Source organism: Bradyrhizobium sp. (assembly GCF_049512235.1).
GTDB lineage: Bacteria > Pseudomonadota > Alphaproteobacteria > Rhizobiales > Xanthobacteraceae > Bradyrhizobium.
Genome location: NZ_JBEKXH010000464.1, coordinates 1 through 9,536 on the forward strand (window position 1 = coordinate 1; position 9,536 = coordinate 9,536).

Here is a 9,536-nt window from a genome sequence, read left to right on the forward strand (position 1 = left end):
CGAGCGATTGAACCAAAGCCTTTGATCCCCGACTTAACCCATGAGAGTGATGTGGATCACGTTGGCGGATGCGAAGGCCCAAGTCGGCACTGGAAATTCACCTGTCCGGGAGGTCACTGTGAAGCAGCTTTTTGCCATCGCCGCGTTTCTGCTGGCGAGTACTACGGCGCAGGCGCAATATACATTTGAGTATGGCGGGCGCACCATACGCATCGACCCCGACCGCGGCACGGTTTCGATACCGGGCGTCTACGACAACAGCGGAAGGCGAACCAAGCGCTCGCACGCCGATCAGGACAAGGACCGCGAGCACAAAGCGGCGCCTCAGCAGGCCAAGGTCGATCCGCAGGCGCCCGCCCCTGACGCGGCACAGCCTGCACAGCCCCCCGCAGCGGCCAACCCTGCACAGCAGCCTTCAACCACGGCACTGGCGCCCGCCGATACCGCGACCTTGGCATCCCCCATCTCGAGACCAGCCGCGCCCAGCGCGTCCGCGCCGCAGGCTCCGCCGGACACAGCGCCTACCGCCAAGCCCGAACCGCCTCCGGTGGTTGCAACAGCGCCCCCGTCGGCAGCGCCTCCCTTGGCACCTGCGCCGATGGCCGCCGGTCAGTCGCCCGACTCGCCGCTCGGGGTATGGCTGACCGAAGAGAAAGAGGGCACGGTCCGGATCGAGCAATGCGGCGCCAATCTATGCGGCTATTCCGTCGATGCGAAGTCGAACCAGAACGGCGAACAGGTCTTGATCAACATGAAGCCCGGCAAGGACGCCAAATGGAGCGGCCGGATTTTCGATCCAAACTCCGGCAGCACCTACGATTCGACGATCGCGATGAAGGGCCCGGACACCCTGCGCGTTCAGGGCTGCGCCTTCGGCGGCATGTTCTGCGGCGGACAGACCTGGAGCCGGGTAAACTAGGAGAGCGATGATCGCCGAAGGCTCGCAGCTCAGAACGAGAAGTAAGTTCCTTCGCCATCAGCTTACAGGAGCTGAATATTCCACTTCAGTCACTGGCTCCATCCAGGTCGCATAACTGCCGTCAAGCGATTCCTGCATCGCTATATGGATCATGCCGTTGGCCGGGGAACCGCCGTGCCAGTGTTTTTCGCCGGGCGGAATCCAGACCACATCGCCCGGCCGGATCTCGCGCACGGGGCCGCCAATGCTCTGAACCCGGCCGACGCCTGAGATCACATAGAGTGTCTGACCGAGGGGATGGGAATGCCAGTTGGTCCGCGAGCCCGGTTCGAAGGCGACCCGGGTCGAGACAATCCGCGCCGGGGCCGCGGCCGCGATAATCGGATCCTGCCAGACCGAGCCGGTGAAATACTCTTCGGGCGCACGGCGGGTCGGCCGCGAACCGGCGAGATGGATATCCATGGCGTTCCTCCTCTACGAACAACAGATCCTCACGGTGGCGAGGCGCACGCCGGCAATTGTACATAGCCTGCGTGAAAGCCGCCGCGCCATCCAACCACGCGGCGACGCAGCGCCGCTCAACCCTCAAAACACACGCAAAAGCGCGCTCCTTGATGAGGTCGACTATTTCTTCGAGGCCGCGTAGCGCGCCTTGGTCTCGGCATTCATGGGATAGAGACCCGGCAACACCGCGCCGTCATTCACCTGCTCGACGATCCAGGCCTCCATGCGCTCCTGCTCGGCGCCGTCGGCCAAGATGAGGTCGAGAAATGTCTTCGGGATGACCACGGCGCCGTCCTGGTCGGCGACGATGATGTCATCAGGAAAAATCGCGACGCCGCCGCAGCCGATCGGTTCGCCCCAGCCGACGAAGGTCAGGCCAGCGACCGAAGGCGGCGCGGCAAAACCGTCACACCATACCGGCAGCCCGGTGCCCAGTACGCCCTCGAGGTCGCGCACCACCCCATCGGTCACCAGCGCGGCAACCCCGCGCTTGACCATGCGCGCGCACAAAATATCGCCGAAAATGCCGGCGTCGGTGATGCCCATGGCATCAACCACCGCAATGCAGCCTTCCGGCATGGCTTCGATCGCGGTCCGGGTCGAGATCGGCGACGACCACGATTCCGGGGTCGCCAGATCCTCTCGCGCCGGCACAAATCGCAAGGTAAAGGCTGGACCGACCAGCCGCTTTTGTCCCGGTCGCAGCGGACGCGAGCCGCGCAACCAGACGTTCCGCAGACCCTTCTTGAGCAGAACCGTGGTGATGGTGGCGGTGGACACGCGCGACAGGGTCTGAAGCGCTTCTGAAGTGAGGGACATCGAACAGGAAACTCCGGTGGGAATGAGCAGCCGGCGCATCTTGCGGGGCCGGCGTATCACGTCAAGGCCAGTCGCCAGGGGGTGGCGAACGCATTTTGCGCGATCAGTGCAGTTTATCCCCTCCCTAGCGATTAATTTATTGAACTCGCAAGCCTATTCTTGAGAAGCGAATTCCACTTCGCGGCAAAATCAGCTACATGTCGGCGCGATATCGGTCCGAAGAGTTTGATGCCATGGCGGCGACATCATCCCCTGCCCGCCTGTTGCCGAGTGGCGACAGCGCCATTACGGTGGAGTTTAGCCGCAACATCGACGATGCCGCCAACCAACGGGTGCTGGCGCTCGACCGAGCGTTGGCAACCGCGTCGGTTACCGGCGTGACCGAGACGGTACCGACCTATCGATCCCTGCTGGTGCATTACGATCCCTTGGTGACCGATTTCGACACACTCGGCGAAAAGCTGACCGCTCTGGCCCAGCTCCCGGTCCCGCCGACGACAACAACGCGGCGCTGGCGCATCCCCGTGGTGTATGGCGGCGAGCATGGCATCGATCTCGATGATGTCGCCAAAAGCCTCAAAACCACACCGGAAGACATCGTGGCCCGGCATGTCGCCGGCGACTACCGCGTCGCCATGATCGGCTTTACACCGGGTTGGTCCTACCTCAGCGGGCTGGATACGTTCCTTCACATGCCGCGGCGGCAAAATCCCAGGCTGTTGACACCGGCCGGCACGATCTCGATCGGCGGCGTGCAGACCGGCGTGCAATGCCTGGCCGGGCCTAGCGGTTGGCATCTTTTGGGACGCACCCCCGTGCGAACCTACCAGCTGCATCGCGACCCGATTTTCCTGCTCGAGCCTGGCGACGCCGTGACCTTCTCCGCCATCGACGCCAAAGCTTTTGCCGAGCAAGACCGCGCGGCGGAGCGCGGCGAGATCATAGCCGAGCAGATAGCGTCATGAGTAAACTCGTCATTGCAGCCATCGGTCCGGCGAGCTCGGTGCAGGACGGCGGTCGTCACGGCGCCCAGCGCTACGGTCTGACGCCGAGTGGCGCCATGGACCGGCTCGCGCTCGCCGCGGCGAACGCCCTGATCGGCAATCCACCATTCACGGCCGCGATCGAAATCGGTCCGTTCGGCGCGGTCCTTGCGGCGCGCCATGGCGCGGTGCGGGTCGCGCTGACAGGAGCGCCGCGCAATGCCGACATCGCCGGACATACCGTTGCATTCGATACGTCCATGACGCTCGGCGACGGCGAGAGCCTGACGCTGGGTTTTGCACGCGGCGGTTCGTTCAGCTATCTCGCTATCGAGGGCGGCATTGCCGGCGAACCAATGTTTGGCAGCCTCGCGGTGAATGCCCGCGCCGGCCTCGGCAGCCCCTATCCGCGTCCGCTGCAGGCCGGTGACGAATTGCAGACGGCTGCCGCCAGCGGCGGCGCCGAGCGCCGGATCGACCTGCCCGGCCAAGGGGACGGGCCGATCCGCGTAGTGATGGGTCCGCAGGACGACGAATTCGGGGAAGCCGCGACAAAGTTGTTTCTGGACAGCGAGTGGAAGATATCGGCGACCAGCGACCGTATGGGCTACCGGTTGGAAGGTCCGGTGATAAAACACTTGCACGGCCACAACATCGTCTCCGACGGCACCGTCAACGGCAGCGTCCAGGTGCCCGGTAACGGCGCGCCGATCGTGCTGATGCCGGACCGCGGCACCAGCGGCGGCTATCCCAAGATCGCAACCGTGATCACATCAGACCTCGGGCGGTTTGCACAGATTTCGGCCGGAAGGAATTTCCGGTTCAAGGCGGTCAGTATGGCCGCGGCGCAGGCCGAGCTGCGCGAGTTCGCAAGGCAGCTGCGCGCCCTGCCCGATCGCGTCAAGCCATCAGATGCTTTTGATCTCAACATCGAGGCGCTAAGAGATGCTAACGTCGCCGGCGCCGCGGTCAGCGCCGTCGATGCCGGAACCTGGCAAATGCCATCCGCGGACGCGCTGACGCCGGACTGATGCGCTCAGCACGAATTTGGGCAAACTCGGGGCAAACGGACACAGCATGACGACCATCGATCTCAATTGCGATCTCGGCGAAGGATTTGGCGCCTGGGAAATGGGCAACGACGCCGCCATGATCGATCTCGCCACTTCGGTCAACATCGCCTGCGGCTTCCATGCCGGCGACGCCGACATCATGCGCAGGACCGTGGAGCTTGCCAAAGTCCGCGGCGTCTCTGTCGGCGCCCATCCCGGCTATCGCGACCTGCACGGCTTTGGCCGCCGGCCTTTTCCCGGCATGAAAGCCGCGGAGATCGAGAACCTCGTCGCCTACCAGATCGGCGCGCTGCAGGCGATCGCGACCGCGGCCGGCCACAAGGTCACCCATGTCAAGGCGCATGGCGCGCTGTCGAACGTCGCCTGCGAGGACGATATGACCGCGAAGGCCATCGCCTCCGCGATTCGGGCGGTCGATTCCAATCTGATCTTTGTGGTGCTCGCCAATTCGCGGCTGGTGCAGGCCGGCGAAGCCGCCAATCTCCCGATGGTGCACGAAGTTTTCGCCGACCGCGCCTATGAGGACGACGGCTCGCTGGTGTCGCGCCGCAAGCCCGGCGCGGTGCTGCATGGTGCGAAAGCGATCGCCGACCGCGTGGTGCGCATGGTGCAGGATGGCGCGGTCGTATCGGTCTCCGGCAAGGTGATAAAAATGCGTACCGATACCGTGTGCATTCACGGCGACACGCCGGGCGCGGTGGACATCGCCCGCGGCGTGCGGCAGGCATTGCAGCACGCCGGCATTGACGTGGCGCCATTCAAGGTGAGCTAGAGGTTTGTTTCGTCGCGGTTGCCATCAATAATCTGTTTTCCGATACCGTTTGGACACTCGATGGTGACGCGCCATCCAATAGATGTGAGTTCGCGCGCCTTGGCAACGGCGGATGCGGTCTGCAGCCGGACGGTCGTTACGACTTCCTCACCTTTCCTGCCGCGCACAATCAGTGTCACATCAAAACCCCCCTCAAAAGTCACGAGTCGTTCAGCAAATATCCTTAAAACCAGCAGTACGGCGGGCTGCCACTACGGTCTTTCGAAAAAAGCCTCCCCGTCACAGGCTGCGCGAGGTCTCGACCCTCGGCCAACGCCGCCAATCATTGGAAGGACTATGGAGGATCTGGGGTCCGGCTCTTCTATGTTTGCTCTGGGAGGGTAAACGAGGTGAGCTCTTTGGTTTGCGATTTAAACATCTCCACCTGCCTTCTTGAGTAATCGCCGCTGATGGTCGTGAACTCAGCTGGCGATTTGACCGCCGCGATGGCTTTCGCATACGAAAATGACAGGTCAAAATTGGCTTTGGCCATCTCCAGCAGCTTGGATTGGTAGGCTGCAATTTTTTCCGAAACAGCACCCGTGTCGAACCCCACCGAGAAGCGATCTGAGTTAGCCATTGCGATCCCTTTCAGCCGCTATCCGTCGGCGCACAACCCTCGTTAGTCCTAAGCTAGAACTTCTACCAGCGAAAAACGTGCCAGCTTGCGTCAGGTTTCCTGACATAGGGCGCACGAATCTTGTCTTGCGCGAACGGCTTTGATCCAGGCCTCGTCGCGGTTTACTGGTTGAAATGGAGCATTTTAGAACAGTGTGTTTATGTCGCGGCCGCAGACAGAGATGGCAATCGGACGATCCCAGAGCGCTATTGCATAAAATAGAGGCACCCGGACCGGCTCGCCTAAGCGAAGTGCGGTGGTCGTTTGGCCGATCGGCGCTCGCGGCCGAACAGAGCCGCATTTCGGTCAGTGGTGCGATGCAGCTGCGGGTCATCAATCCCAGCTCCCTGGTTAATGCGCTGCTTCGAGGCGAGCAGATACACATCGTCGTGATCGGAGCAATTCTAGGAGCCGTGATTTATCTGCGGCATCATTATTTCTCCGATGGGCAGGAGGGGTGTCATGATCAAGATGAAGCACGACAGGAATTATCTGATGGATCGCCGCGCGTTCGTGAGCATGCTGGCGGCCGGCGCGGCAACTCCTCTGTTCCCGCGCACTGCGGACGCGCAGCCCGCGACAAAGGCTCGCAATGTCGTCCTTGTGCATGGGCTTTTCGCTGACGGCTCGTGCTGGTCCGAGGTCATCGCAAGATTGCAGCCAAAGGGCATCCAGGTCACTGCCGTGCAGAATCCATTGACGACGCTGCAGGCCGCGGTTGAGGCGACGCAGCGCGTCCTTTATCTGCAGCAGGGCCCGACCGTCCTTGTCGGCCACTCCTTCGCCGGCATGATTATAACCGAAGCCGGGGTAGACCCCAAGGTTTCGGCGCTGGTCTATGTCGCCGCGCGAGCGCCCGATGCGGGTGAGGATTACACGGCACTGGCCAAAAAATTTCCGACGCCGCCTGCCTCTGCCGGCATCGTCTTTTCCGGCGACGAGGGACGGCTGAGCGAGGAGGCCTTCCTGCACGATTTTGCCGGCGACCTTCCCCAGGACAAAGCGCGCGTGCTCTATGCCGTTCAGGAGCCGTTCAAAAAGTCGCTGCTTGCCGACAAAACCAGCCACGCCGCATGGCGATCAAAGCCAAGCTGGTATGCCGTGTCCACCGAGGACCGGACCATTAATCCGGAGCTGGAACGCTTCATGGCCAAGCGCATGGGCGCCAAGACGATCGAAGTGAAGGCGAGCCATCTTTCGCTGATATCGCAGCCCGACACCATCACCAATCTGATACTTGAAGCAGCCGGACAGACTTAGCCAAGGGCTGATGGTTTCCGAAATGCAGACCAATGCAGGGTGGCCAAAGGCGTCTCTGCGCGGTGTCCACCAAAGCCAAAGCAAACGGATGGTGGCCGCGCGCAAAACTTGTCATCGACCCGTGCATTTGCGCGACCCGGTGGATTTGCCCACCCCACGCGGTCGAATATTAATTCAAAACGGGTGCACCGAGAGCGTACCAAATACCACGGCGGCGATTAATGCGAATGCGCCGTAGAGCGCAGCCGCATGGAGCCTTGCTCCGGTCCGCTTCGAAAGAGATCGCGCGTAAAAGTGCAAGCGGGCTTCCGCCGATAGTTCCCGCATGGTCGATCTCCAACGCCGCATCGACCGACACACAACTACCGTTTGCAGCAGAACGCAAGCTCGCGCGAAAAATAGCGATGAGAAGCCTGCGCGAAAGTCTGGCGGCAGACGAAACGTTCTCCGTCCCGGATCTGCGCCAGAATATTTTTCGTTCGGATTTGAAGCCGTTTGGACCTTCTTCAGTAAACGTCTTGCTGGAACCGGCCCTTCTTCTTGAGTTCCCCGACGAAGCTGACCGCCTCGTCGGTAGAGCGCGCACCGAATTGCGCGACGATATCGACCAAAGCCCGTTCGACATCCTTCGCCATCCGCTTGGCGTCGCCACAGATATAGACGCTCGCACCTTCGGCAAGCCAGGTCCATAGTTCGCGGCCGACCTCGCGCATGCGGTCCTGCACATAGAATTTCTTATCGCCGTCGCGCGACCAGGCCAGCGACAGGCGCGTCAGCAGGCCCGAGATTTTCATCGCGTTGAGTTCGTCGGCATAGAAGAAATCGCAATCGCTGCGCTGGTGGCCGAAGAACAGCCAGTTCCTGCCGGGCGCGCCGGTCGCCTTGCGGTCGAGCAGGAAAGCGCGGAACGGGGCGATGCCGGTGCCCGGCCCGATCATGATGATCGGCGTAGCCGGATCCTGCGGCAGCGCAAAACCGTGGGCCTTCTGCACATAGACCTTTAGTTCGTCGCCGGGCTTTATTCGCTCGGCGAGAAAGGTGGAGGCGAGGCCGAGCCGCCGGCGCTTGCCGATCACATAGCGCACGCAGTCGACCGTCAGCGACAGTTTTCCGGGCGTCGCATTGTGCGACGACGAGATCGAATAGAGCCGCGGTTGCAGTGGCTCCAGCGCTTCGACGAAGGCTTCGGGGTGCGGACGTACATTGGAAAATTTCTGCAGCGCCGCCATCACGTCGAGCGTGGCGGCGTCGCCATCCGGGTCTTCACCCTGCGCCAGAGCCCGCGCCTTTTCGCGTTGCGCGCCACCGGAAATGAAGGAGAACAGTTCAAACAGCGTATCCGGCGCCGGCGACAGCGAGACGTCCGACGTCAATACCTCGCGCAGCGTCTTGCCGTTGACTTCCGTGAGATGCGAGGCGCCGAGCATGGCGATGATCTGGTCGACGAGGCCGAGTTCATTGCAGGCAAAAATGCCGAAGGAATCGCCGACGACATAATCGAGACCGCAGCCTGTAAGGTCAAAATCGATGTGCCAGGTTTCCTTCTCCGAACCCGGCTTGTTGAGCAGGCGGCGTGACACGAACGTCGCCGGCACCGGATGGTCGCGCGAGCGCCCTGGCTCCGCCACGGCCGCCGGCGCGGGTGCGGCCACCGCTGCCGATGAAGCCGCCTTCGGCGCCTTTTCCAGTTCCTCGTGCAGTGCCTTCAGCATCCGGGCGGTTTCCTTGCCGCCGGGCACACAGAGATTGAGACGCGCTTCCGCCTTGCTGGCAATCGCATCCGAATAGTCGTTGCAATTGTAACCGCACTGGCCGCAGTCCTGCTGCGCCATCGCTGCCATCATGCGGCGCCGCAGTGGCCGGCCTTGGGCGAGCTTCATGCGCACAGCGATCGGCATGGTCTGGTCATGCCAGGGTGCTTCGCTGTCGTCGCTATCGCCGGCGGGACCTTGCATGACGGCGGCACCGAACTCGGCCGACAAGGACGCTGGCCCCTCGCTCAGAAGTCCAGCAAAGAAGCCGTTCAGCCAGGAGCGCTGCGCTTCGGAAAAGGGCGCGCTGGCGGGAATGATCTCGAGCCGGGGCAGAGGCGTCATCTGGTTCATGTGGAAACCTCGGCATCAGCGAGCTTGCGCAGGGTTTCGCCGTCATGGCGTCGTGCGAAGTTGAGAAACGTTTCTTCGGCAGATACGCGGTGCGCGAGATAGGCTTTCAGGAGCTTCTCCACCGTCTTCGGTGCGTCCTCGGCCTTGAGGTCGTGATAGACTTCCTGCCCGACATCGGCCTGCGGACCAAATCCGCCGCCGGCGAACAGATGATAGCCTTCGACGGTGTCGTCCGCTTCACCCACCGGAACCTTGGCGGCGATCAGGCCGATATCGCTGATGTAATGTTGCGCGCAGGAGTGATGACAGCCGGTCACATGGATGTTGAGCGGGGTCTCGATGTCGACCCGCGGCTCGCACCAGTCGCCGATCTCGGCGGCGTGGCGTTTGGTGTCGGAGGCGGCAAACTTGCAGCCGGCATTGCCGGTGCAGGCGATCAGGCC

At 62.3% G+C, this 9,536-nt stretch carries 11 protein-coding genes and 1 pseudogene; 6 read left to right on the forward strand and 6 right to left on the reverse strand.

Translation table 11 applies throughout. The features are described 5' to 3' along the window. Positions 1-118: 118 nt before the first annotated feature. Positions 119-919, forward strand: a complete 801-nt coding sequence (locus tag ABSG20_RS29410; RefSeq protein WP_423867972.1) for a DUF2147 domain-containing protein — start codon at positions 119-121, stop codon at positions 917-919. 57 nt (positions 920-976) lie between these two features. On the opposite strand, the gene ABSG20_RS29415 is transcribed toward ABSG20_RS29410, so the two are convergent. Continuing rightward, positions 977-1,381 (reverse strand): (R)-mandelonitrile lyase, encoded by a 405-nt coding sequence (locus tag ABSG20_RS29415; RefSeq protein ID WP_423867973.1) that lies wholly within the window; start codon positions 1,379-1,381, stop codon positions 977-979. On the opposite strand from ABSG20_RS29415, the gene ABSG20_RS29420 reads away from it, so the two are divergent. Then, the gene (locus tag ABSG20_RS29420) at positions 1,380-1,565 is read left to right on the forward strand and encodes a hypothetical protein (protein WP_423867974.1); all 186 of its coding nucleotides are present in this window, start codon (positions 1,380-1,382) and stop codon (positions 1,563-1,565) included. The two genes, ABSG20_RS29415 and ABSG20_RS29420, sit on opposite strands and share 2 nt — an antisense overlap. On the opposite strand, the gene ABSG20_RS29425 is transcribed toward ABSG20_RS29420, so the two are convergent. Then, positions 1,544-2,242: a ribonuclease activity regulator RraA gene (locus ABSG20_RS29425; protein ID WP_423867975.1), complete on the reverse strand. Its 699-nt coding sequence runs from the start codon at positions 2,240-2,242 to the stop codon at positions 1,544-1,546. The two genes, ABSG20_RS29420 and ABSG20_RS29425, sit on opposite strands and share 22 nt — an antisense overlap. 233 nt (positions 2,243-2,475) lie before the next feature. Between ABSG20_RS29425 and pxpB the strand changes: the two genes are divergently transcribed. The 3 genes from pxpB to ABSG20_RS29440 are packed head-to-tail and all read left to right on the forward strand — an operon-like array spanning position 2,476 to position 5,070. Beyond that, complete coding sequence (gene pxpB, locus ABSG20_RS29430) at positions 2,476-3,207, forward strand: 5-oxoprolinase subunit PxpB (RefSeq protein WP_423867976.1); 732 nt, start codon at positions 2,476-2,478, stop codon at positions 3,205-3,207. After that, on the forward strand, positions 3,204-4,256 hold the full coding sequence (locus tag ABSG20_RS29435) for a 5-oxoprolinase subunit C family protein (RefSeq protein WP_423867977.1): 1,053 nt from the start codon (positions 3,204-3,206) through the stop codon (positions 4,254-4,256). The genes pxpB and ABSG20_RS29435 overlap by 4 nt, the downstream gene beginning before the upstream one ends. 46 nt (positions 4,257-4,302) lie before the next feature. Beyond that, positions 4,303-5,070, forward strand: coding sequence for a LamB/YcsF family protein (locus ABSG20_RS29440; protein WP_423867978.1), 768 nt, complete (start codon positions 4,303-4,305; stop codon positions 5,068-5,070). On the opposite strand, the gene ABSG20_RS29445 is transcribed toward ABSG20_RS29440, so the two are convergent. Next, a complete protein-coding gene (locus ABSG20_RS29445) occupies positions 5,067-5,249 on the reverse strand; it encodes a hypothetical protein (RefSeq protein WP_423867979.1) in 183 nt (60 codons plus the stop codon). The genes ABSG20_RS29440 and ABSG20_RS29445 overlap by 4 nt on opposite strands. Before the next feature lie 182 nt (positions 5,250-5,431). After that, complete coding sequence (locus tag ABSG20_RS29450) at positions 5,432-5,689, reverse strand: phasin family protein (protein WP_423867980.1); 258 nt, start codon at positions 5,687-5,689, stop codon at positions 5,432-5,434. 510 nt (positions 5,690-6,199) lie between these two features. Here ABSG20_RS29450 and ABSG20_RS29455 point away from each other — a divergent pair. Then, positions 6,200-6,988 (forward strand): alpha/beta fold hydrolase, encoded by a 789-nt coding sequence (locus ABSG20_RS29455; RefSeq protein ID WP_423867982.1) that lies wholly within the window; start codon positions 6,200-6,202, stop codon positions 6,986-6,988. A gap of 506 nt (positions 6,989-7,494) precedes the next feature. Here ABSG20_RS29455 and ABSG20_RS29460 read toward each other — a convergent pair. Together ABSG20_RS29460 and ABSG20_RS29465 are read right to left on the reverse strand one after the other, a co-directional pair. After that, the gene (locus ABSG20_RS29460; protein WP_423867981.1) at positions 7,495-9,093 is read right to left on the reverse strand and encodes a sulfite reductase subunit alpha; all 1,599 of its coding nucleotides are present in this window, start codon (positions 9,091-9,093) and stop codon (positions 7,495-7,497) included. Then, positions 9,090-9,536 (reverse strand): annotated as a pseudogene (locus ABSG20_RS29465) (NirA family protein); the annotation flags it as partial. The gene ABSG20_RS29460 and the pseudogene ABSG20_RS29465, both read right to left, overlap by 4 nt.